Raw genomic sequence first — 20,676 nt, 5'->3', positions numbered from 1 at the left:
ACGCCCGCACCCCCGACGAGGAGCCCATGCGTACACCCCACAGACGACCGGAACCGGCGGCGCAGCGGCTGCCCGCACCCCCGGCCCGCGGCCGCCGGGCCCATGCGGGACCGCCCGCGGACGAACCGGAGCCGGAACCAGGGACCGGACCGCGACCCGCCTACCCTCCCCGTCCGGGCGCGGGCACGGGCGCAGGGATGGGTACGGCCACCGGGGCCCGCCTCCCACACCCCGGCCGAGGGCCGCGACCGCGGCTGCGCCTGCGGCCCGCGACCGTCCGCGCGAAGATCGTCTCGCTGCTCATGGTCCCCGTGGTCTCGCTGCTCGCCCTCTGGGGCCTCGCCACCGTCGGCACCGCCCAGGACATCGCCCGGATCAGCCGCACCCAGCGGCTCGACACACAGATCCGCACCCCCGTCGCAGCCGCGGTCACCGAGCTCCAGGCCGAGCGCCGCGCCGCCGTCCGCTACCTCGCCGACCCCGCCCCCGACCGCACCGCCGAGCTGGACAAGCAGCAGCGGCGCACCGACGAAGCCGTCCGCCGGCTCCGGCTGGGCGACCGGCACACCGTCGCCGAGTCCGGCGACCACCGCACCGACCTGGTCGTCCGCCTCGGCGCCTTCGTCGCCGCCGCCGAGGGCCTCGGCTCCGCCCGCAAGGACATCCACGACCGCCGCACCACCCCCGATGCGGCGTACGAGACGTACACGCGCGTGGTCGACGACGCCTTCGCCGTCACCGGCTCCCTCTCCGGCAGCGAGCAGACCGAACCCGGCCCCGGGGCCCGCGTCCTGCTCGAATTCGCCCGCGCCGCGGAACTCCTGGCCCGCGAGGACGCGTTGATCTCCCTGCCGGGCCAGCGCAACACCGAATCGCTCCGGCGCCTCACCGGCGCGATCGAGACCCGCCGCGCGCTCACCGCGAGCTCCGCCGACGACCTGCCCACCGCCCAGCGGGACGCCTGGCAGGCGGTCGCCAAGAGCTCGGCCTACGCCGACCTCACCGGCGCCGAGGACCGGGTGCTGACCGCCGGGACCGCCAAGGACCCGCGCGCCGCGGCCGCCGGCTGGGAGGCCGCGTACACGAGCGTCAGCAGCTCGATGCGGGAGATCGAGACCGCCGCACACGCCGCCGCCGACCGCGGCGACCCCCTCGCCGAGGGCATCCTCGGACCGGCCGGCGCCGCCGTCCTGTTCGGCCTCGCCGCCGTCGCCGCCTCGCTCGTCATCTCGGTCCGCATCGGCCGCGGACTCGTCATGGAGCTGGTCTCGCTGCGCGACACCGCCCTGGAGATCGCCCGCCGCAAGCTCCCGCACGCCATGCAGCGGCTCCGGGCCGGCGAGAGCGTCGACGTCGAGGCCGAGGCCCCGCCCGGCCCCGCCGCCGAGGACGAGATCACCCAGGTCGGCGAGGCGCTGGCCACCGTCCACCGGGCCGCGCTGGCCGCCGCCGTCGAACGCGCCGAACTCGTCGGGGGGATCAGCGGGGTCTTCGTCAACCTGGCCCGCCGCAGCCAGGTCCTGGTGCACAAGCAGCTCACCCTGCTCGACTCGATGGAGCGGCGCGCGGACGACCCCGGCGAGCTCGGTGACCTCTTCCGCCTCGACCACCTCACGACCCGCATGCGCCGGCACGCGGAGAGCCTGATCATCCTGTCGGGTGCCGCCCCGGGGCGGGCGTGGCGGACACCGGTCCCACTGACGAACGTGGTCCGGGCCGCCGTCTCCGAGATCGAGGACTACCCGCGCGTGGAGACGGGCCGGATGGCGGAGGCCGCCGTCGTCGGCGGCGCCGTCGCCGACCTCACGCACCTGCTCGCCGAACTCATCGAGAACGCCACCCAGTTCTCCCCTCCCCACACCAAGGTCAGGGTCAGCGGGGAGCCCGTCGGCACCGGATACGTCCTAGAGGTCGAGGACCGCGGACTCGGCATGGGCCGCGGCAGCCTGGAGGAGGCCAACCGGCGCATCGAGGAGTCCGAGGCCCTGGACCTCTTCGACAGCGACCGGCTCGGGCTCTTCGTCGTCAGCCGCCTCTCGGCCCGGCACGGCGTGAAGGTGCACCTGAACCGGTCGCCGTACGGGGGCACCCTCGCAGTGGTGCTCCTGCCGAAGTCCCTGCTCCACGACACGATCCGGCCCGGCTCCGGCCCGGACCCGACGGGTACGGGCGCGGGCCGGGCCGAGGTGGTCGACCCGGCCGGGGAGGCGGACCGGAAGCCGCCCGCCGCGGCCCCCGTGCGCGAGGACGCGCGCGGTGTCCCGGACGTCGACCGGAGCCCCGTACACAAGGAACCGCACCCGGCCCCGGTGTCCACGCTGCGGCCGCGCGCCGGCGCGGGCACCCGTCGAACGCCGGCCCGGGTTCCGGCGCCGGCGGCTCCGGCCCCTTCCCCGGCGGCTCCGGCCCCTTCCCCGGCGGCTCCGGCCCCTTCCCCGGCGGCTCCGGCCCCTTCCCCGGCGGCTCCGGCCCCTTCCCCGGCGGCTCCGGCCCCGGCGGCGCCGGAGACCGCACCCCGGCCGAAGACCCCACCCACACCGGCACCCAAGGCGGCTCCGCAATCCGAGCCGACACCGGACCTGGATCCGGCGCCCGCATCCAAGCCGGAGCCCGCACCCGGCCCCGAGCCCGCACCCGAGCCGGCACGTGAGCCGGCACCCGCCCCCGCGGCCGTACCGCCGTCCCCGATCCCCGTCCCGGCCCCGCTCCCCGCGCCGCGGTCGACCGGAGCAGGTGCCGCCGATTCCTCGGCGGCCGAACTGCCGCGCCGCGTACGCCAGGCCAGCCTGGTACCGCAGCTGCGCGAGGCCGCCGCCCCCGAGTCCCCGGCGGCCGGCGCGGCGGCGCAGCCGCCGGCGGGGGAGCCGCCGGCGGGGGAGCCGGAGCGCAGCCCGGAGCGGGCCCGGGACCGGATGGCGGCGTACCGGGCCGGCTGGGTCCGCGGCGCCCAGGAGAACTCCGCCCACTCAGGCAGCGAAGGAGAAGCGTGATGATCGAGCACCAGAGGTTCGGTACCGGCGGGATCCGCAGGGCCGGCGAGCTGGACTGGCTGCTGGACGAGCTGGTGCTCCGCGTCCGGGAGGTCCGGCACGCCGTGGTCCTGTCCAGTGACGGGCTGGCGGTGGGCGCTTCCAGCGCGCTCAGCCGGGAGGACGCGGAACACCTGGCGGCCGTGGCTTCCGGTTTCCACAGTCTCGCCAAGGGGGCCGGCCGGCACTTCCAGGTCGGGGGCGTACGCCAGACGATGGTGGAGCTGGACGACGGGTTCCTCTTCGTTGCGGCCGCCGGGGACGGGTCCTGCCTGACCGTGCTCAGCGCGGCCGGCGCCGACATCGGGCTGATCGCCTACGAGATGGCCCGGCTGGTCAAGCGCGTCGGGGAGCACTTGTACGCCCCGCCCCGGTTCGCGGCCCAGCCGCCGGCTGCGGGCTGAGGGCGGCGGTCCGGCACATGGAGGGCCAGTGGCAGGGCCAGTGGTACGACGCCGACGCGGGCCCGCTCGTCCGTCCGTACGCCGTGACGGGCGGGCGGACGAGGCCGGGTCCGCGCGGTGTCCGCTTCGACCTGATCGCGCTGGTCGTGGTGGACGCCGACGGGCCGGAGCCGGCCGGGGCGTCCCTGCTCGGCCCCGAACACCGGGCCCTGCTGGGACTCTGCCGGTCCGAGACCCAGTCGCTGGCGGAGCTCGCGGCGGACGCGGACCTGCCCGTGGGCGTGGTCCGGGTGCTGCTCGGGGACCTGCTGGAGGCCGGGCACGTCCGCGTCAGTCGGCCGGTGCCGCCCGCCGCGTTGCCGGACGAGCGGATTCTGCGGGAAGTCATCGAGGGATTGCGAGCGCTGTGATGGGACGACACGACGACCTGCCGGGCGGGCCCGGCGGTGGACACGACCCGGCCCCGGGGCCGGAGGACGGCGGCGATCCGGCGGCGCTCGCGCTGAAGATACTCGTCTCCGGCGGCTTCGGGGCCGGTAAGACCACGCTCGTCGGGGCGGTCAGCGAGATCCGTCCGCTGCGGACGGAGGAACGGCTCAGCGAGGCGGGCGAACGGGTCGACGACACGGGCGGGGTGGCGCAGAAGACGACCACGACCGTCGCCATGGACTTCGGCCGGATCACCATCCGCTCCGGGCTCTCCCTGTACCTGTTCGGCACGCCGGGGCAGGACCGGTTCTGGTTCGTGTGGGACGAGCTGTCGCTGGGCGCGCTGGGCGCGGTGGTGCTCGCCGACACGCGGCGGCTGGAGGACTGCTTCCCGGCGGTTGACTACTTCGAGCACCGGCGCATCCCGTTCGTCGTGGCCGTGAACTGTTTCGCGGACGCGCGGCGTTACGGGACGCACGAGGTGGCGCGGGCGCTGGACCTGGAGGCCGGGACTCCGGTGGTGCTGTGTGACGCGCGGGACCGGGATTCGGGGAAGGAAGTGCTGATCAGGCTCGTCGAGTACGCGGGGAGGGTGCACACGGCCCGGTTGTTGGAGTCGGTCGGGGCGTAGGCCGGGCCGGTGTGAGCGGGATTGGCGACTCTTGAGTCATCTTCCACGCCATGGGCGCTTCCTCCTTGCCGGAAAGCCCCTGGTGGGGAAGGCTTGCGGAACTTACCAAGCGGGGTGCGGCGCGGCCGCGGCGGCGGCGCAACGGGGAGGGGCTCGAAATGGCACTGGACAAGCAGCTCGACTGGCTGCTGGACGACCTGTCGCGCAGGGTCCAGCAGGTCCGGCACGCGGTGGTGCTCTCCAACGACGGGCTGGTCACGGGCGCGAGCGCGGGGCTGGCCCGGGAGGACGCAGAGCATCTGGCGGCGGTGGCGGCGGGGTTGCAGAGCCTGGCGAAGGGGTCGGGCCGGCACTTCCGGGCCGGTGAGGTGCGGCAGACGATGGTCGAGTACGACGACGGTGCGCTGTTCGTGATGGCGGCGGGTGCGGGCAGTTCGCTGTGCGTGCTCAGCGGGGCGGAGGCGGACATCGGGCAGGTGGCGTACGAGATGACGCTGCTGGTCAACCGGGTGGGGGAGCACCTGGGCGTGGCGGAGCGGCGGATCACCGGGGGGTGAGGTGGCGGCGGCCGGAGAGTTGTCCACAGGCCTGGCCCGCTGTCGTCACGACGCGTTACGGTCTTCACGCAGAGTAATCGTGCTGATGCGTGAGGGGGATCGCCATGAAGCTCATGACACAGGTCGGGGCCGAGGTCGGGGCCGAGGGCCGGGCCGGAGGTGTTGCCGGATCCGTTGCAGAGTCGGGCGACGCAGTGGGTGGTGCCCGGGCTGCCGGGGAACTGGGGCTGAGCCGCAGCGAGTTCGCCCGTGCGGTCCAGTTGGGCATCGTCCGGGCGGGGAGGCCGGCGCCCGGAGGGGCCGCCCGCTATGCGCGGGCCGAGCTGGACCGGGTCAGGGCGGCCGAGGGGTTCCCGGACGCCCTGCGGGCCCGGGTCGAGACCGTCGCCGGGTCCGGTGCCGCAGGCAGACTGATGGGCATCGGGCCGAACCGGTTCATCCGTCTCGCACGCTGCGGGCGCATCGCGCCGGTCGGCTACCGGATCAACCGCTACCGGGCCGTGGTGTGGCTGTACCTGGCCGCGGAACTACGCGAGTTCGCCGCCCGGGACCCGGGGCTGCTGAGCGGCGGCGCACCCGAGGAGGACCGGCAGCTGATGGCCGGCGGAGCGGACCTGCGGCCGCGGACCTGGCGCGACCGGCACGTGGGGCTCCTGCTCGGGCGCACCGCCGACCCCTGGGAGCGGGCGGCCGTACTGGCCTCCGTCCTGCCGGAGACGGAGGTGCGGCAGGCCGTCCCCGACCCGGCGGAGCGGATCGTACTCGCCGCCCTCGCCCCGCCCCCGCCGTACGGCCACCCGCAGATCCCGGCCGCCGCGGCCGTGGCGCAGCGGCTGCTGCGGGCGGAGCCGCCCGACGAGATCCACTGGTACCGCACCGGTCTGGACTTCGCCCTGGCCGGGGCGCGCGGTCAGCTGAAGTCGACGGGGGAGAGGGGGCCGACGTAGACCCAGGCCCCGTCCTCCCGGGTGAAGGCGCTGTTCTCGTGCAGGGAGCCGGTGTGGCGCCCCTCGCGGTAGTGCGCCCGGAACTCCACCGAACCCTCCGTCTCGAACATGCCGCCGCGTTCGACGCCGAGGATCTCCAGCCGCACCCAGCGCTGCTCGGGGTCCAGGTCGAGCCGGCCGGGGCGGGTGCTCGGATGCCAGGAACGCATCAGGTACGCCGTGTCGCCCACCGAGAAGGCACTGAACCGGGAGCGCATCAGCAGCTCGGCGGTGGGCGCCTGTCGGGCGCCGGAGTGGAAGCGGCCGCAGCACTCCGGGTAGGAGGCGGGCAGCCCGCAGGGGCAGGGGAGGACCGGGTCGGACATCGGGGTGCTCAGCTCTTCGGGGTCGGTTCGGCCGGCGCGGACGGCCGGGCCTGGGGGGACGGGTACGGGCGGAAGAGGCCCTCCTGGACCACGGAGACCAGCAGCCTGCCCTCCAGGTCGTAGATCCGGCCGCGGGCCAGGCCGCGGCCGCCGTGGGCGATGGGCGACTCCTGGTCGTACAGGAACCACTCGTCGGCCCGGAACGGCCGGTGGAACCACATGGCGTGGTCCAGCGAGGCCATGTCGAAACCGCGCATGCCCCACAGGGGCTCCACGGGGATGCGCACGGCGTCGAGGAGGGTCATGTCACTGGCGTAGGTGAGGGCGCAGGTGTGCACGAGCGGGTCGTCGCCCAGGGGGCCGACCGCCCGCATCCACACCGCGCTGCGCGGATCGGCGTCCTGCAGTTCCTCAGGCGTCCAGCGGAGCCGGTCCACGTACCGGATGTCGAAGGGCTGGCGGCGGGCCATCCGCTCCAGAGCCTCGGGCAGCGCGCCCAAGTGCTCGCGGATCTCGTCCGCGACCTTCGGGAGCGTGTCCGGGTGGGGGAAATCGAGGCGGGGAGGCAGCTGGTGCTCGATGCTGCCCTCCTCCGGATGGTGGAAGGAGGCGGTCAGATTGAAGATCGTCTTGCCTTGCTGGACCGCGGTGACGCGGCGTGTGGTGAAGGACCGCCCGTCGCGCACCCGCTCCACCTGGTACACGATCGGCACCCCGGGGATGCCGGGGCGCAGGAAGTACGCGTGCAGCGAGTGGACCGGCCTGTCGCTCTCCAGGGTCCGACCGGCGGCCACCAGGGCCTGGCCGGCGACCTGCCCGCCGAAGACCCGCTGGAGGGACTCCTGGGGGCTGGCACCGCGGAAGATGTTGACCTCGATCTGCTCCAGGTCCAGCAGGTCGACCAGTCTCTCGGCGGGGTTCGTCATCAGAGGTTCTCCACTGTCGTCTCCGGCGGGACCGGCCGCGTACGGGCCGGTGTCCCCCCGGACGGGGTCCGGGGGAGGCGGTCCGCCCGGACGGGGTCCGGGGGAGTCAGAGCGCGCCGAGCTCGCCGACCGAGGTCAGCCGGATCACGGCCCGGCCCTCCTCGTCGGAGGCGGCCAGGTCGACCTCGGCACTGATGCCCCAGCCATGGTCCCCGTTCGGGTCCGCGAAGGTCTGGCGGACGCGCCACAGACCGTGCGCCGGGTCCTCCTCGATCTGCAGCAGCTTCGGGCCGCGCGCGTCGGGGCCGGTGCCCAGGTCGTCGTACTCGTCCCAGTACCCGTCCATGGCCTCGCCCCAGGCGTCGGCGTCCCAGCCCGCATCGCCGTCCAGCTCGCCCAGCTCGTCGACGCGGTCCAGCGCCGCCAGCTCCACCCGGCGGAACATGGCGTTGCGGACCAGGACGCGGAAGGCGCGCGCGTTCGAGGTGACCGGCTTGACCTGGTCGGCCTTGTCCTGGGCCTCCTCCGCCGTCTCCACCTCCGGGTTCGCCAGCTGCTCCCACTCGTCGAGGAGGCTGGAGTCGACCTGGCGGACCAGCTCGCCCAGCCAGGCGATCAGGTCCTGGAGGTCCTCGGACTTGAGGTCGTCGGGGATGGTGTGGTCCAGCGCCTTGTACGCGCTCGCCAGGTAGCGCAGCACGATGCCCTCGGTCCGGGCCAGCTCGTAGAACGCCGTGAACTCGGTGAAGGTCATCGCGCGTTCGTACATGTCACGGATGATCGACTTCGGGGAGACCGGGTGGTCGCCGACCCACGGGTGGCTCTTGCGGTACACGTTGTAGGCGTGGTGCAGGAGCTCTTCGAGGGGCTTGGGATACGTGACGTCCTGGAGCCGCTCCATCCGCTCCTCGTACTCGACGCCGTCGGCCTTCATCGCGGCGACCGCGGTGCCCCGCTCCTTGTTCTGCTGGGCGGCCAGGATCTGCCGCGGGTCGTCCAGCGTGGACTCGACGACGGAGACCATGTCCAGCGCGTAGGAGGGGGAGTCCGGGTCCAGCAGGTCGAACGCCGCCAGAGCGAAGGTCGACAGCGGCTGGTTCAGCGCGAAGTCCTGCTGGAGGTCGACGGTGAGCCGGATGGTGCGGCCCTCCGCGTCCGGGGTGTCGAGCTGCTCGACCACTCCACCGTCCAGCAGCGAACGGTAGATGGCGATGGCCCGCCGGATGTGCTTCAGCTGGGCCTTGCGCGGCTCGTGGTTGTCCTCCAGGAGGCTGCGCATCGCCTGGAAGGCATCGCCCGGCCGGGCGATGACCGACAGCAGCATGATGTTGGTGACCTTGAACCGGGAGGTGAGCGGCTCCGGCTCGGCGGCGATGAGCTTCTCGAACGTGGTGTCCGACCAGGCGACGAAGCCCTCCGGGGCCTTCTTGCGGACCACCTTGCGGCGCTTCTTCGGGTCGTCGCCCGCCTTGGCGAGGGCCCGCTCGTTCTCGATGACGTGCTCGGGCGCCTGGGCGACGACGAAGCCCGCCGTGTCGAAGCCGGCCCGGCCGGCCCGGCCGGCGATCTGGTGGAACTCGCGGGCGCGCAGAGTGCGGACCCGGTTGCCGTCGTACTTCGTGAGCGCGGTGAACAACACGGTGCGGATCGGGACGTTGACGCCCACCCCGAGGGTGTCGGTGCCGCAGATGACCTTCAGCAGGCCGGCCTGCGCCAGCTTCTCCACCAGGCGGCGGTACTTGGGCAGCATGCCGGCGTGGTGCACGCCGATGCCGTGCCGTACGTAGCGGGAGAGGTTCTGGCCGAACTTCGTGGTGAAGCGGAAGTTGCCGATCAGCTCGGCGATCTTGTCCTTCTCCTCACGGGAGCACATGTTGATGCTCATCAGCGACTGCGCCCGCTCGACCGCCTGCGCCTGCGTGAAGTGCACGATGTACACGGGCGACTGACGGGTCTCCAGCAGCTCCGTGATCGTGTCGGTGATCGGCGTCGTGACGTACTCGTACGACAGCGGGACGGGCCGGGTCGCGGACCGCACCACCGACGTCGGGCGGCCGGTGCGCCGGGTCAGGTCCGCCTCGAACTTCGACACGTCGCCGAGCGTCGCCGACATCAGGACGAACTGGGCCTGCGGGAGCTCCAGCAGCGGGATCTGCCAGGCCCAACCGCGGTCCTGCTCGGCATAGAAGTGGAACTCGTCCATCACGACCTGGCCGATGTCGGCGTACTTGCCGTCGCGCAGGGCGATGGAGGCCAGCACCTCGGCGGTGCAACAGATGACCGGGGCGTCGGCGTTCACCGAAGCGTCGCCCGTCAGCATGCCGACGTTCTCGGTGCCGAACAGCTTGCACAGGTCGAAGAACTTCTCCGACACCAGCGCCTTGATCGGGGCGGTGTAGAAGGTGACCTTGTCCTGGGCCAGCGCGGTGAAGTGCGCCCCGGCCGCGACCAGGCTCTTGCCGGACCCCGTCGGAGTGGACAGGATCACGTTCGCCCCGGAGACGACCTCGATCAGCGCCTCCTCCTGGGCCGGGTACAGGCTGATGCCCTGGTCCTCCGCCCACGAGGAGAAGGCCTCGAAGAGCGTGTCGGGGTCGGCGTTCGGCGGGAGCTGATCAATGAGGGTCACACCCCCCATCTTGCCTGGCTTCCGCCCGGATGAGGGAACCGGCCGACGGAACGAAGATCACCACGGGTACGCTGTGCCGTTGACCGGGGCCGGACGACACCGTCGACAGGGCCCGACCAGCACACACCGGGGCGGGAAGACGAGCATGATGGGTCCGGCGCACTCACTGTCCGGAGCGGCGGCCTGGCTGGGGGTGGGCGCGGCGGCGGCTGCCGCCGGGCACCCCATGCCCTGGCCGGTCCTCGTCGTCGGCTCCCTGATCTGCGCGGGCGCCGCCCTCGCGCCCGACCTCGACCACAAGTCGGCGACGATCTCCCGGGCCTTCGGCCCGGTGTCCCGGGGCCTGTGCGAGGTGGTCGACAAGCTCTCCTACGCCGTCTACAAGGCCACCCGCGCCCCGAAGGACGCCCGCCGCTCCGGCGGCCACCGCACCCTGACGCACACCTGGCTGTGGGCCGTCCTCATCGGCGCCGGCTCCTCCGTGCTGGCGGTCACCACCGACCGCTGGGGCGTGCTGGCGCTGCTCTTCGTCCACCTCGTGCTGGCCGTCGAGGGGCTGCTGTGGCGGGCGGCCCGGATGTCCAGCGACGTCCTCGTCTGGCTGCTCGGCGCCACCAGCGCCTGGATCCTGGCCGGCGTTCTCGACCAGCCCGGCAACGGCGCCGACTGGCTCTTCGGCCCCGGCCAGGAGTACCTCTGGCTGGGCCTGCCCATCCTGCTCGGCGCCCTCGTCCACGACGTCGGCGACGCCCTCACCGTCTCCGGCTGCCCGATCCTGTGGCCGCTGCCGATCGCCGGGAAGCGCTGGTACCCCGTCGGCCCGCCGAAGGGGATGCGCTTCCGGGCGGGCAGCTGGGTGGAGCTCAAGGTCCTCATGCCCGCGTTCATGCTGCTCGGCGGCGTCGGCGGAGCCTCGGCCCTCGGCTTCCTGTAGGCCGTACGCCGGTCACCCGACCCGGGCGGCGATGGTCCGCGCACACTCCAGGGACTCGGTGTGCGTGGTGTCCACCTCCAGGTCGTAGACCACGCCCCGGTGGACCACGTCCGCCTGGGACGCGGCCATCCCCGAGGCCCGGTCACCCCGGGCGACCTCGCGGCCGGCGGCGACCCAGCCCGCGCACCGGACCCCGACCCACAGCACGTCCAGCCCGACCAGGGCCCGCCGCCAGCGCTCCTGGGAGGCCGCCCCGCCGAGGAAGACGTCGTCGACGACGACCCGGGCGCCCGCCCGCGCCATCGCCGCGACACCCTCCCGCCACGCCGCTTCCAGCGTCCGGAACTCCGCCCCGATGCTCACCGCGCCGTCCGCGCCCACGTCGAACCCCGACGCCGACGCCTGCAGCGACGCCGGCATCGCCTCGATCAGCGCGTCGACCGCGGCGGCGAGCCACGGATCCGGCAGCACCGCCTGAAGACACCGCACGATCCCGGACTTGCCGGAGCTGGAACCGCCGTTCAACACGATCACCTGGGTCACCGCGCCACCGTAGGGGCCCACCCCACCACCGCCGAAACGAATTTCGACCGGCGCCGGCGCCCGGCTCAGCCGTGCCAGGACCGCCACAGGGCCGCGTACGCCCCGTCGGCGGCCACCAGCTCGTCGTGCGAGCCCAGCTCGCTGATCCGGCCCTCCTCGACCACCGCGATCACGTCGGCGTCGTGCGCCGTGTGCAGCCGGTGCGCGATCGCGATGACCGTGCGCCCGTCCAGCACGCGGGCCAGGGAGCGCTCCAGGTGCCGTGCGGCACGCGGGTCCAGCAGCGAGGTGGCCTCGTCCAGGACCAGCGTGTGCGGGTCCGCCAGCACCAGCCGGGCCAGCGCGACCTGCTGCGCCTGCGCCGGGGTCAGTGCCGTGCCGCCGGACCCGACCTCGGTGTCCAGGCCGGACTCCAGGGCCCGGGCCCAGCCGTCGGCGTCCACCGCCCCCAGCGCGGCCCACAGCTCGGCGTCCTGCGCGCCCGACCGCGCGAGCCGCAGGTTGTCCCGCAGCGAACCCACGAACACGTGGTGCTCCTGGTTGACCAGGGCCACCTGCTCGCGCACCCGCTCGGCCGGCATCCGCGACAGCTGGGCCCCGCCGAGGGTCACCTCGCCCGCGCGCGGCGCGTAGATGCCCGCCAGCAGCCGGCCCAGTGTCGACTTGCCCGCGCCGGACGGGCCGACGAGCGCCATCCGGGTGCCCGGCGGCACGGACATCGACACCCGGTGCAGGACGTCCACGCCCTCCCGGTAGCCGAAGCGGACCTCCTCGGCGCGCACGTCGCGGCCCTGCGGGGCGACGTCCGCATCGCCCGCGTCCGGCTCGATCTCCCGTACGCCCACCAGGCGGGCCAGCGACACCTGCGCGACCTGGAGCTCGTCGTACCAGCGCAGGATCAGCCCGATCGGGTCGACCATCATCTGGGCGAGCAGCGCCCCCGTGGTCAGCTGTCCCACCGTCAGCCAGCCCCTGAGCACGCAGAAGCCGCCGATCAGCAGCACCGAGCCGAGGATCGTCAGGAAGGTGACGTTGATGACGGGGAACAGGACCGTGCGCAGGAACAGGGTGTACCGCTCCCACGCCGTCCACTCCTTGATCCGGCGCTCCGACAGCCTGATCCGGGCCGGGCCGAGGCGGTGCGCCTCGACGGTGCGGCCCGCGTCCACCGTCTCGGTGAGCGTGGCCGCGACCGCCGCGTAGCCGGCCGCCTCCGAGCGGTATGCCGAAGGGGCCCGCCGGAAGTACCAGCGGCAGCCGATCACCAGCACCGGCAGCGCCACCAGCGCGGCGAGCGCCAGTGGCGGCGCGGTCACGACGAGCGCCCCGAAGAGCAGTCCCACCCACACGACGCCGATGGCCAGTTGCGGCACGGCCTCGCGCATCGCGTTGGCCAGCCGGTCGATGTCGGTGGTGATGCGCGACAGCAGGTCGCCGGTGCCGGCCCGTTCCAGCACGCCCGGCGGCAGGCCCACCGACCGCACCAGGAAGTCCTCGCGCAGGTCGGCCAGCATCCGCTCGCCGAGCATCGCCCCGCGCAGCCGGACCAGCCGGACGAACAGCGTCTGGACGACGAGCGCCAGCGCGAACACCACGGCCATCCGCTCAAGGTGGAGCTCGCGCGCCCCGGCCGCGAGCTGGTCCACCACCCGGCCCAGCAGGTACGGGCCGACCATGGACGCCGTCACCGCGACCGCGTTCACCGTGACCAGGACCGCGAAGGCCCGCCGGTGCCGCCGCAGCAGGCCGCGCACATAACCCCGTACGGTCGCCGAGCTGCCCACGGGCAGGGTGGCGGCCGTTTCGGGGGCCGCCGGGTCGTGTTCCGGCGGCGCCACGCCGATCATGCGGTTTCCTCGATCTCCGTGAGTTCCTCTGCCAGCCGTTCCAGTTCCCTACGGGCGAGCCGCTGCTCCGCGTCGGTCTCCCGGGTGACGACCGCCCGGTAGCGCGGGTCGCCGTGGAGCAGTTCGCGGTGCGTTCCGGACGCGGCGACCGTCCCCTCGTGGACCAGCACCACGTGGTCGGCGCGGTCCAACAGCAGCGGCGACGAGGCCATGACCACGGTGGTCCTGCCGGCCCGCAGCGCACTGATGCCGTCCGCGATGCGCGCCTCGGTGTGCGAGTCGACCGCCGAGGTCGGCTCGTCCAGCACCAGTACCTCCGGGTCGGTGGCCAGGGACCGCGCCAGAGCCAGGCGCTGGCGCTGGCCGCCGGACAGGGACCGGCCGCGCTCGGTGATCCGGGCGTCCATCGGGTCCGCGACCCCGTCCGGCGCCGACTGCAGCAGCGCGTCGAGGACGTCGGGGCACTGGGCGGCGGCCAGCGCGGCGGCTGGTTCGACCTGCCCGGACGACGGTACGGCGAACAGTGCGCGCAGCGTCCCGGACAGCAGCACCGGATCCTTGTCCTGCACGAGGACGAGGGCGCGCGCGGTGTCCAGCGGCAGCTCGTCCAGCGGGACCCCGCCCAGCAGCACCGAGGCCGAGCCGTCAGCGCCGGAGCCGGCCCCGGCCCCGGCCCCGGACCCGGAGTCGGATCCGGCACCGCCCTCGGCGCCGCCCCCGTCGCCGTCCGCGGGGTGGCCGCCGAGGCGTTCGGCGAGCCGGCCCGCCAGGTCGGGGTCCCCGCACACCACCGCCGTGAGCCGGCCCGCCGGGGCCAGCAGCCCGGTCACCGGGTCGTACAGGTCCCCGCCGGGCTCCGGCGCCCCGGGCCGGGCAGCGGACTCCGGTCGCGCGGGGGCTTCCGTACGCGTCAGCGACAGCACCCGGGCGGCCCGCTGGGCGGAGGGGCGCGAGAAGGAGTACGCCATCGCGATCTCCTCGAAGTGCCGCAGCGGGTAGAGCATCGTGGCCACGGCGCTGAAGGACGCGACGAGTTCGCCGACCGTCAGCCGGCCGTCGAGGACGAGCACGGAGCCGTACCAGACGACCGTGATCAGCAGCACGCCCGGCAGCAGCACCTGGATCGCAGAGATCAGCGCCCACATCCGGGCGCTGTGCACGGCTGCCTCGCGGACCTGCTGCGAGGCCTCCCGGTAGCGGCCCAGGAACAGTTCCTCGCCGCCGATGCCGCGCAGCACCCGCAGGCCCGCCACGGTGTCGGAGGCCAGCTCGGTCGCCCGGCCGGCCTTCTCCCGCTGGACATCGGCCCTCCGGGTGGCGCGCGGCAGCAGCGGCAGCACGGACAGGGCGAGCACGGGGACGCCGACGGCGACGACGATCCCGATCGACGGCGCGTAGAACAGCAGGCCGACGCAGATGGCGACGACGGCGAAGGCGGCGGCGAGGAAGCGGGAGACCGCCTCCACGAACCAGCCGATCTTCTCCACGTCGCCCGTGGAGACCGCCACGACCTCGCCCGCCGCGACCCGGCGGGTCAGGGCGGAGCCGAGTTCGGCGGTCTTGCGGGCCAGGAGCTGCTGCACGCGCGCCGCGGCGGTGATCCAGTTGGTGACGGCGGTGCGGTGGAGCATGGTGTCGCCGACCGAGACGGCGATCCCGATCAGCACCAGCAGCCCGCCGACCTGCAGCAGCCGGGTGCCGTCGCGGTCGACGACCGCTTCGACGCCCGCGCCGACCGCGTACGGGAGCCCGGCGATCCCGCAGAAGTGCACCAGGCCCCAGCACAGGCTCCTGGCCTGGCCGCCGAGTTGTCCGCGCCCGAGCCACAGCAGGAAGCGGGGGCCGGACCGGGCGTCGGGTACCCCGGGGTCCGGATGCGGAAGGTCGCTGATCTGCATGACGCCCCATGACTGGTCGAGATGTCCGGACCGTGCAAGGTTCCCCTTCGGGACGGCCCCGGGCAATCGATTTTGCGTTGGCCACGGCATCACGCAGCGGGGTGTGGTGCGGCGTCTTCCCGCCGGCGCGCGAGGGGTCAGGGACGCGTGGCGCGCTCCAGCTCGACCAGGACCGAGCGGTAGGGGCGGCCGGTGGCCCGCTCCATCCCCACCTCGCACATCCGGTTCGCCGACAGGTACGCGTCGAACCCCCGCCCGGTCACCTCCGCCGCCTCGCGCTGCGTGGCCGAGGCCGCCAGCTCCGGGTGCAGCATCCCCCGGTCGCCCGCGAAGGCGCAGCAGCCCGCGTCGTCCGGCACCACCACCTCCCGCGCACAGGCCTGGGCCACCTCCCGCAGCGCCCCCTCGGTGCCCAAGTGCCGCATCGAGCAGGTGGGGTGGAGGACCGCCGAGCCGGCGGTGCGCCGGACCGCCAGGCGGGGCAGCAGCTCCCGCGCCGCCCAGACGACGGAGTCGACGACCGTCAGGTCCGCGTGCAGCGCGCGGTTCTCGTCGGTCAGGTACGGGACCACCTCGCGCGCGATGCCCAGCGCGCAGGAGGAGGCGTCGACCACGAGCGGCAGCCGCCCGCCGGCCGTCCAGCTCCAGGCCGCCTCCACGATCCGGTCGGCCATCACCCGGTTCCCGGCGTCGTATCCCTTGGAGTGCCAGATCGTCGCGCAGCAGGTGCCGGCCACGTCGGGCGGGATCCACAGCGGTTTGCCGGCCCGCTCGGACACGGTCACCACGGCCTCGGGCAGGCTGGGCCCGGGCTTGCCCTCCGGGCCGCCGAAGATCCGGTTGATGCAGGCCGGGAAGTAGACGGCCGCCGCGCCGACCCGCCGGGTCGGGGGCAGGCTGCGGGCGGCGGCACCGGGGAGCCGTGGCAGCCACTGCGGCACCAGGTCGGGGCGCACGGCCCTGCGCGCGGCCCCGGTGACCGCCTCCAGGAGCCGGTCCCCGCCGATGCCGGAGACCGTGCCGGCGGCGGCCACGGTCAGCCTGGCCGCGCCCTCCACGGCGGCGAAGTGCCGGGCGGCGAACTCGGCGGCCCGTTCCTCGCGCCGGCCGTGCCGGCGGTGGCGGAACTCCTTCATCAGCGCGCCGGTGTCGATGCCGACCGGGCAGGCGAGCATGCAGGTGGAATCGCCCGCGCAGGTGTCCACGGCGTCGTACGCGTAGGAGCCGAGCAGCTCGTCCAGGACCCGGGAGCCCGGCTGCTGCCGCACCATCTCCCGGCGCAGCACGATGCGCTGACGGGGCGTGGTCGTCAGGTCCTTGCTGGGGCAGGTCGGCTCGCAGAACCCGCACTCGATGCACGGGTCGGCAACCGCCTCGACCCGGGGGATCGTCTTCAGCCCGCGCAGATGGGCCCGCGGGTCGCGGTCGAGGAGGATCCGCGGGGCGAGCAGCCCGTCGGGGTCGACGACCCGCTTGGTGCGCCACATCAGTTCCGTGGCCTTCGGCCCCCACTCCAGTTCCAGGAAGGGGGCCATGTTGCGGCCCGTGGAGTGCTCGGCCTTCAGCGAGCCGTCGAACCGTTCCACCGTGAGCCGGCAGAACGCCTCCATGAAGGCCGCGTAGCGCGCCACGTCGGCCTCCCGCGCGGCGTCGAAGGCGAGCAGGAAGTGCAGGTTGCCGTGGGCGGCGTGGCCGGCGACGGCCGCGTCGAAGCCGTGCTCGGCCTGGAGCGCCAGCAGCGCCCCGCAGGCCTCGGCCAGCCGCGCCGGCGGCACGGCGAAGTCCTCGGTGATCAGGGTGGTGCCGGGTGCACGGGCCCCGCCGACGGCGGTGACGAAGGCCTTGCGCGCCGTCCAGTGGCCGTGGAGGGTCCCGGGGTCCCGGGTGAAGGCGTTGGCGACGGAGGGCACCGGCGCGACCAGCTCCAGCCGGGCCCGCACCGCGGCGGCGCGGCGCTCGTACTCCGTCAGGCCCGCCTCGTCGGGGGCGCGGAACTCGACCAGCAGGGCGGTGGTGTCCTTCGGCAGGAGGGCCCAGTCGGCGGGGACGCCGGCGACGCTGACGGAGGCGCGCAGGGTGTTGCCGTCCATCACCTCGACGGCGCGGGCGCCCGCCTCGTTGAACAGCGGTACGGCGGCGGCAGCGGCGGGCAGCGAGGGGAAGAACAGCAGCGCACCGCAGGCGTGCCGGTCCAGGGGGAGGGTGTCGAAGACGAGCTCGGCGAGGAAGCCGAGGGTGCCCTCGGAGCCGACCATCAGTCCGCGCAGGACCTCCACGGGGGTGGCGCCGTCCAGGTAGGCGTCGAGGCGGTAGCCGGTGGTGTTCTTGATCGCGTACTTGGCCCGGATCCGGGCGACGAGCTCCGGGTCGGCCTCGATCTCCCGTTTGATCTCCATGAGGCCGCGGCAGAGGGCGGGCTCGGCGCGGGCCAGCTCCTCGTCGGCCAGCGGGTCGGCGGTGTCCACGACGGTGCCGCCGGGCAGCACGAAGGTCAGCGAGGACAGCGTCCGGTACGCGTTCCTGCTGGTCCCCGCGGTCATGCCGGAGGAGTTGTTGGCGACGACCCCGCCGAGGGTGCAGGCGACGGCGCTGGCCGGGTCGGGGCCGAGGACGCGGCCGTGCCGGGCGAGGGCGGCATTGGCCCGGGCCACGGTGGTGCCCGGCAGGATCCGGGCCCGGCGCCCGCCGTCCAGGACCTCGATGCCGGACCAGTGGCGGCGTACGTCGACGAGGATGTCCTCGCCCTGGGCCTGGCCGTTGAGCGAGGTCCCGGCGGCCCGGAAGACGACCTCGCGGTCGTGCCCGTGGGCGTACGACAGGACCGCGGAGACGTCGTCGAGGTCCTCCGCGACCACCACCACCTGAGGAACGAACCGGTAGGGCGAGGCGTCGGAGGCGTAGCGGACCAGGTCGGAGGCCTTCCACAGCACCTTGTCGGCGCCCAGCAGCTCCGTCAGGTCGCCGCGCAACGGCTCGGGCGTGCCGCCGGCCCGCCACTCGGGCAGGCGGTCGGGGGAGGGGCCGCCGATGCCGTGCGGGCGCAGGGCCCCCGGCTTCGGTTCCAGCAGCGGCATGCGCGACCCCTTGCTCCTCGGCCCGTCAGCAGTGGCGCCCCTCCGGGGCGTCCGTGAGGGCGGCCAGCAGGCCGCCGAGCAGGTCCCGCTGCCCGGCGGTCAACGGAGCCAGGATCTCCTCTGCGGCGTCGGTTCGCGCGCTTCGCAGCCGGCGCAGCGTGGCGCGTCCCGTGTCGGTCAGCTCGATCCGTATGACCCGCCGGTTCGCCGGGTCGGGGGCGCGGCGCACGCACCCTGCCGCTTCCAGCCCGTCGACCAGGGTCGTCACGGCGCGGGGCACGACCTCCAGGCGGGCCGCGAGATCCGCCATCCGGGGAGGCTGTTCACCGTCGGAGTACGAGACCGTGCGCAGCAGCCTGCTCTGGGCGGGAGTGATGCCCAGCGGCTCCAGATGGCGCTTCTGGATCCGGTGGAGCCGGCGGGTCAGCCGCAGCAGCTGCTCGGCGAGCACGCCGTCTGTGCTGTCGGTCTCGGAAGCGGTGCTCATACTGGGAACAGTAGCAGGACCGGACTCATTGTGAACATAGGTAACAATGACCTATGCTCTCCTTACCCGCCGGGAGTCCGAGTCCCGTCTTAAGGAGGCCCATGCGCTCCGAAGAACCGAACTGGACGCCATCGAAGGAATCCCTCGACCCCCGCCGCCCCGGCCCCGGGGAGCGGCCGCGCGAACTGCGCCGGATCGTGGGCCTCTTCCGGCCCTACCGCGGCCGACTGGCCGCCGTGGGTCTCCTCGTCTGCGCGTCCTCGCTAGTCGGCGTCGCCTCGCCGTTCCTGCTCAAGGAGATCCTGGACGTCGCCATCCCCGAGGGCCGTACCGGGCTGCTCAGCCTGCTGGCGCTCGGCATGATCCTCATCGCGGTCGTCACCAGCGTCTTCGGCGTCCTGCAGACGCTGATATCCACCACGGTCGGCCAGCGCGTCATGCACGACCTGCGCACGGCCGTCTACGCCCAGCTCCAGCGGATGCCCCTGGCCTTCTTCACCCGCACCCGCACCGGCGAGGTGCAGTCCCGGATAGCCAACGACATCGGCGGCATGCAGGCGACCGTGACCTCGACGGCGACCTCGCTCGTCTCCAACCTCACGGCCGTCGTCGCCACCGTCGTGGCCATGCTCGCGCTCGACTGGCGGCTCACCCTCGTCTCGCTGCTCCTGCTGCCCCTCTTCGTGTGGATCAGCCGACGGGTCGGCCGCGAGCGCAAGAGGATCACCTTCCAGCGGCAGAAGCAGATGGCAGCCATGGCCGCGACGGTGACGGAGTCGCTGTCGGTGAGCGGCATCCTCCTCGGCCGGACGATGGGTCGCGCCGACTCGCTCACCCGCTCCTTCTCCGACGAGTCCGAGAAGCTCGTCGCCCTCGAAGTGCGCTCCAGCATGGCCGGGCGCTGGCGGATGTCCACCATCGGCATCGTCATGGCCGCCATGCCGGCGCTCATCTACTGGGCCGCCGGCATAGCCCTGCAGACCGGTGCCCCCTCCCTCTCCGTGGGGACGCTCGTCGCCTTCGTCACGCTCCAGCAGGGCCTGTTCCGGCCCGCCGTGAGCCTGTTGTCGACCGGCGTGCAGATCCAGACCTCCCTCGCCCTGTTCGCGCGCATCTTCGAGTACCTCGACCTGCCCGTGGACATCACCGAGCGAGAGGACCCCGTACGCCTGGAGCGGGCCAAGGGTGAGGTGCGCCTGGAGGACGTGCACTTCGCGTACGACACCGAGAACGGGCCCACGCTGACGGGGATCGACATCACCGTCCCGGCCGGCGGCTCCCTCGCCGTGGTCGGCCCGACCGGCTCCGGCAAGAGCACCCTGAGCTACCTCGTGCCCCGGTTGTACGACGTCACGGGCGGACGGGTCGCCCTGGACGGGGTGGATGTGCGCGACCTCGACTTCGACTCGCTGGCCCGGTCCATCGGCGTGGTCTCCCAGGAGACCTACCTCTTCCACGCCTCGGTCGCGGACAACCTGCGCTTCGCCAAACCCGACGCCACCGACGAGGAGATCGCCGAAGCGGCCCGCGCCGCCCAGATCCACGACCACATCGCATCCCTGCCCGACGGGTACGACACCCTGGTGGGCGAGCGCGGCTACCGTTTCTCCGGCGGCGAGAAGCAGCGCCTGGCCATCGCCCGCACCATCCTGCGCGACCCGCCGGTGCTGATCCTCGACGAGGCCACCAGCGCCCTCGACACCCGGACGGAGCACGCCGTGCAGCGGGCCATCGACAGGCTCTCCGCGGGGCGCACCACGATCACCATCGCGCACCGGCTCTCCACCGTCCGCGACGCCGACCAGATCGTCGTCCTCGACAGGGGCTGCATAGCCGAACGCGGTACGCACGAGGAACTGCTGGCGGTCGGCGGCCGGTACGCCGCCCTGGTCCAGCGGGATCGCGAGGCCGCCCATGCCCACCCGCCCACACCGGAACCGGAACGTGTGATCGTATGACGGATGCAGGGGCGTGGT

The 20,676-nt window shown here is 73.7% G+C and carries 16 protein-coding genes; 8 read left to right on the top strand and 8 right to left on the bottom strand.

Annotated elements, in window-relative coordinates; genetic code table 11:
- The first annotated feature begins 26 nt into the window (after positions 1 to 26).
- The 6 genes from ACZ4VL_RS25975 to ACZ4VL_RS25950 all read left to right on the top strand — a co-directional run bounded on the left by ACZ4VL_RS25975 (position 27) and on the right by ACZ4VL_RS25950 (position 5,997).
- Complete coding sequence (locus ACZ4VL_RS25975) at positions 27 to 2,990, top strand: sensor histidine kinase (protein ID WP_468204387.1); 2,964 nt, start codon at positions 27 to 29, stop codon at positions 2,988 to 2,990.
- On the top strand, positions 2,990 to 3,433 hold the full coding sequence (locus ACZ4VL_RS25970) for a roadblock/LC7 domain-containing protein (protein WP_468204384.1): 444 nt from the start codon (positions 2,990 to 2,992) through the stop codon (positions 3,431 to 3,433). The genes ACZ4VL_RS25975 and ACZ4VL_RS25970 overlap by 1 nt, the downstream gene beginning before the upstream one ends.
- Before the next feature lie 17 nt (positions 3,434 to 3,450).
- Entirely contained in the window at positions 3,451 to 3,843 is a 393-nt protein-coding gene (locus tag ACZ4VL_RS25965; RefSeq protein WP_468204380.1) for a DUF742 domain-containing protein, read from the top strand.
- The gene (locus ACZ4VL_RS25960; protein ID WP_468204377.1) at positions 3,843 to 4,493 is read left to right on the top strand and encodes a GTP-binding protein; all 651 of its coding nucleotides are present in this window, start codon (positions 3,843 to 3,845) and stop codon (positions 4,491 to 4,493) included. The genes ACZ4VL_RS25965 and ACZ4VL_RS25960 overlap by 1 nt, the downstream gene beginning before the upstream one ends.
- Positions 4,494 to 4,651: 158 nt before the next feature.
- Positions 4,652 to 5,050, top strand: coding sequence for a roadblock/LC7 domain-containing protein (locus tag ACZ4VL_RS25955; RefSeq protein WP_468204374.1), 399 nt, complete (start codon positions 4,652 to 4,654; stop codon positions 5,048 to 5,050).
- A 104-nt stretch (positions 5,051 to 5,154) separates the two neighbouring features.
- Positions 5,155 to 5,997 (top strand): DUF6397 family protein, encoded by an 843-nt coding sequence (locus ACZ4VL_RS25950; protein ID WP_468204371.1) that lies wholly within the window; start codon positions 5,155 to 5,157, stop codon positions 5,995 to 5,997.
- On the opposite strand, the gene ACZ4VL_RS25945 is transcribed toward ACZ4VL_RS25950, so the two are convergent.
- The 3 genes from ACZ4VL_RS25945 to ACZ4VL_RS25935 form a co-directional block, all read right to left on the bottom strand.
- Entirely contained in the window at positions 5,961 to 6,362 is a 402-nt protein-coding gene (locus ACZ4VL_RS25945) for a YchJ family protein (protein WP_468204369.1), read from the bottom strand. The two genes, ACZ4VL_RS25950 and ACZ4VL_RS25945, sit on opposite strands and share 37 nt — an antisense overlap.
- An 8-nt stretch (positions 6,363 to 6,370) precedes the next feature.
- Positions 6,371 to 7,288 (bottom strand): acyl-CoA thioesterase, encoded by a 918-nt coding sequence (locus ACZ4VL_RS25940; RefSeq protein ID WP_468204367.1) that lies wholly within the window; start codon positions 7,286 to 7,288, stop codon positions 6,371 to 6,373.
- Between the two features lie 106 nt (positions 7,289 to 7,394).
- A complete protein-coding gene (locus tag ACZ4VL_RS25935; protein ID WP_468204365.1) occupies positions 7,395 to 9,917 on the bottom strand; it encodes a DEAD/DEAH box helicase in 2,523 nt (840 codons plus the stop codon).
- 145 nt (positions 9,918 to 10,062) lie between these two features.
- Between ACZ4VL_RS25935 and ACZ4VL_RS25930 the strand changes: the two genes are divergently transcribed.
- Entirely contained in the window at positions 10,063 to 10,851 is a 789-nt protein-coding gene (locus ACZ4VL_RS25930; protein ID WP_468204363.1) for a metal-dependent hydrolase, read from the top strand.
- Between the two features lie 12 nt (positions 10,852 to 10,863).
- Here the strand turns inward: ACZ4VL_RS25930 and cpt are convergent, their stop codons facing one another.
- From cpt to ACZ4VL_RS25905, 5 genes are all read right to left on the bottom strand, one after another.
- Entirely contained in the window at positions 10,864 to 11,385 is a 522-nt protein-coding gene (gene cpt / locus ACZ4VL_RS25925) for a chloramphenicol phosphotransferase CPT (protein WP_468204440.1), read from the bottom strand.
- 74 nt (positions 11,386 to 11,459) lie between these two features.
- On the bottom strand, positions 11,460 to 13,241 hold the full coding sequence (locus tag ACZ4VL_RS25920; RefSeq protein ID WP_468204361.1) for an ABC transporter ATP-binding protein: 1,782 nt from the start codon (positions 13,239 to 13,241) through the stop codon (positions 11,460 to 11,462).
- Positions 13,238 to 15,139: an ABC transporter transmembrane domain-containing protein gene (locus ACZ4VL_RS25915; protein ID WP_468204359.1), complete on the bottom strand. Its 1,902-nt coding sequence runs from the start codon at positions 15,137 to 15,139 to the stop codon at positions 13,238 to 13,240. Before ACZ4VL_RS25915 ends, ACZ4VL_RS25920 begins: the two co-directional genes overlap by 4 nt.
- Positions 15,140 to 15,276: 137 nt before the next feature.
- Positions 15,277 to 18,213 carry an FAD-binding and (Fe-S)-binding domain-containing protein gene (locus ACZ4VL_RS25910; RefSeq protein WP_468204357.1) on the bottom strand — a complete coding sequence of 979 codons (2,937 nt, stop codon included), beginning with the start codon at positions 18,211 to 18,213 and terminating at the stop codon, positions 15,277 to 15,279.
- 25 nt (positions 18,214 to 18,238) lie between these two features.
- Positions 18,239 to 18,700 carry a MarR family winged helix-turn-helix transcriptional regulator gene (locus ACZ4VL_RS25905; protein WP_468204354.1) on the bottom strand — a complete coding sequence of 154 codons (462 nt, stop codon included), beginning with the start codon at positions 18,698 to 18,700 and terminating at the stop codon, positions 18,239 to 18,241.
- A gap of 101 nt (positions 18,701 to 18,801) precedes the next feature.
- Between ACZ4VL_RS25905 and ACZ4VL_RS25900 the strand changes: the two genes are divergently transcribed.
- Complete coding sequence (locus ACZ4VL_RS25900) at positions 18,802 to 20,658, top strand: ABC transporter ATP-binding protein (RefSeq protein WP_468204352.1); 1,857 nt, start codon at positions 18,802 to 18,804, stop codon at positions 20,656 to 20,658.
- Positions 20,659 to 20,676 lie beyond the last annotated feature (18 nt).

It is taken from the genome of Streptomyces sp. NPDC029014 (assembly GCF_055564695.1).
Note: the sequence above shows the minus strand (reverse complement) of the source record. Positions and strands in the feature narration are given on the sequence as shown.

Excerpts from the sequence above, each read along its gene's own strand:
- ACZ4VL_RS25975 (WP_468204387.1), top strand. The coding sequence starts at position 27 with ATGCGTACACCCCACAGACGACCGGAACCGGCGGCGCAGCGGCTGCCC.
- ACZ4VL_RS25940 (WP_468204367.1), bottom strand. The coding sequence starts at position 7,288 with ATGACGAACCCCGCCGAGAGACTGGTCGACCTGCTGGACCTGGAGCAG.
- ACZ4VL_RS25960 (WP_468204377.1), top strand. The coding sequence starts at position 3,843 with ATGGGACGACACGACGACCTGCCGGGCGGGCCCGGCGGTGGACACGAC.
- ACZ4VL_RS25965 (WP_468204380.1), top strand. The coding sequence starts at position 3,451 with ATGGAGGGCCAGTGGCAGGGCCAGTGGTACGACGCCGACGCGGGCCCG.
- ACZ4VL_RS25905 (WP_468204354.1), bottom strand. The coding sequence starts at position 18,700 with ATGAGCACCGCTTCCGAGACCGACAGCACAGACGGCGTGCTCGCCGAG.
- ACZ4VL_RS25955 (WP_468204374.1), top strand. The coding sequence starts at position 4,652 with ATGGCACTGGACAAGCAGCTCGACTGGCTGCTGGACGACCTGTCGCGC.
- ACZ4VL_RS25970 (WP_468204384.1), top strand. The coding sequence starts at position 2,990 with ATGATCGAGCACCAGAGGTTCGGTACCGGCGGGATCCGCAGGGCCGGC.
- ACZ4VL_RS25930 (WP_468204363.1), top strand. The coding sequence starts at position 10,063 with ATGATGGGTCCGGCGCACTCACTGTCCGGAGCGGCGGCCTGGCTGGGG.
- ACZ4VL_RS25910 (WP_468204357.1), bottom strand. The coding sequence starts at position 18,213 with ATGCCGCTGCTGGAACCGAAGCCGGGGGCCCTGCGCCCGCACGGCATC.
- ACZ4VL_RS25920 (WP_468204361.1), bottom strand. The coding sequence starts at position 13,241 with ATGATCGGCGTGGCGCCGCCGGAACACGACCCGGCGGCCCCCGAAACG.
- ACZ4VL_RS25950 (WP_468204371.1), top strand. The coding sequence starts at position 5,155 with ATGAAGCTCATGACACAGGTCGGGGCCGAGGTCGGGGCCGAGGGCCGG.
- ACZ4VL_RS25945 (WP_468204369.1), bottom strand. The coding sequence starts at position 6,362 with ATGTCCGACCCGGTCCTCCCCTGCCCCTGCGGGCTGCCCGCCTCCTAC.
- ACZ4VL_RS25915 (WP_468204359.1), bottom strand. The coding sequence starts at position 15,139 with ATGCAGATCAGCGACCTTCCGCATCCGGACCCCGGGGTACCCGACGCC.
- ACZ4VL_RS25900 (WP_468204352.1), top strand. The coding sequence starts at position 18,802 with ATGCGCTCCGAAGAACCGAACTGGACGCCATCGAAGGAATCCCTCGAC.